The organism is Variovorax sp. E3 (genome assembly GCF_016082275.1).
GTDB lineage: Bacteria > Pseudomonadota > Gammaproteobacteria > Burkholderiales > Burkholderiaceae_C > Variovorax.
In genome coordinates this window covers 1-1,165 of the sequence record NZ_MOWM01000337.1, presented here as the reverse complement: position 1 = coordinate 1,165, position 1,165 = coordinate 1, and the positions used below count along the sequence as shown (strand labels likewise).

The following is a 1,165-nucleotide window of genomic DNA, read 5'->3' as shown; positions in this document are numbered from 1 at the left end:
CGCGCCCGCGGGCTGGCTCGCATGGCGTGCCTCGCCGGCGCGCGAATGGCTGGCCGACCACCGCACCGCCACCGGCGAGCGCCGCGAGCTGCGGCTGCCGGACGGCACGCGCATCCAGCTCAACACCGCGACCGCCATCGACGTGGCCTACGACACAAAGCTGCGCCTCGTGCGGCTGCGCGCGGGCGAGGTATGGATCGACACCGCACCCGACAGCGTGGCCTCGGGCGACCCGGCCTACCGCCCCTTCGTGGTCGAGACCGCGCAAGGCCGGCTGAAGGCGCTGGGCACGCGCTTCATGGCGCGGCAGCTCGAAGACCGGCGCAGCCACGTCGCGGTGCTCGAAGGCGCGGTGCAGGTGCGGCCCGACGATGCGCGCGGCCTGGCCGTGGTGGTGCGCGCGGGCGAGCAGGCGGGCTTCTCGGCCTCGGCGGTCGATGCCGTCACGGCCGTGGGCCCGGACGCCGACGACTGGTCGCGCGGCGTGCTGCGCGCCAGGAACATGCGGCTGCAAGACTTTCTCGCCGAACTCGGCCGCTACCGGCCCGGCGTGCTGCGCTGCGACGCGGCGGTGGCCGACCTGCGCGTGTCGGGCGTGTTCCAGCTCGGCGACACCGGCCCGGTGCTCGACAGCCTGCCGCAGGCGCTGCCGGTGGACGTGCTCTACCGCACGCGCTACTGGGTGACGGTGGTGGCGCCGGGCGCTTGAGCGTCGCGTTGCGCACGGCCGACGGTGGCCCGTGCAAATTTATTGCCGCGCCGTGTCCCTTTTTGTTTTCTCGCGTGTGAAGCCTTGAGGAACAGCAACTTCACACCCTTTGCGAGAGATCACTTCATGGCCCGTCGCCGACCGCTTCCCTTCGATTCACAGATCACGCGCGCAGTGCAGGGCGCACTGCTCGCCATGGCCTGCGCGGCCGGCAGCGCCAGCGCGCAGACACCGCCCGCCGGCGCCGATGCATCGGCAGCGCAGGCCGGCGCACGCAAGCTCTACAGCATCGCGCCCGGCGCGCTCGACGATGCGCTCTCCACCTTGCCGCCGCCGCCGGCGTGAGCATCACGATGCCTTCCGCGCTCGTGCAGGGCCGCAAGTCGCCGGGCCTGCAGGGCAGCCACGCGGTGCGCGAAGGCTTCGCGCGCCTGCTCGCGGGCTCGGGCCTCGAAG

The 1,165-nt window shown here is 73.1% G+C and carries 2 protein-coding genes; both read left to right on the top strand.

Going from position 1 to position 1,165, the window contains the following annotated elements; genetic code table 11:
• The coding region (locus BMG07_RS40680; RefSeq protein WP_198089213.1) for a FecR domain-containing protein at positions 1-709 on the top strand (709 nt) is incomplete at its 5' end.
• A 126-nt stretch (positions 710-835) separates the two neighbouring features.
• On the top strand, positions 836-1,054 hold the full coding sequence (locus BMG07_RS40675) for a hypothetical protein (RefSeq protein ID WP_198089212.1): 219 nt from the start codon (positions 836-838) through the stop codon (positions 1,052-1,054).
• Positions 1,055-1,165: the final 111 nt, after the last annotated feature.

Bases quoted from the DNA above. Each gene is read 5' to 3' on its own strand.
- BMG07_RS40675 (WP_198089212.1), top strand. From the start codon at position 836: ATGGCCCGTCGCCGACCGCTTCCCTTCGATTCACAGATCACGCGCGCA.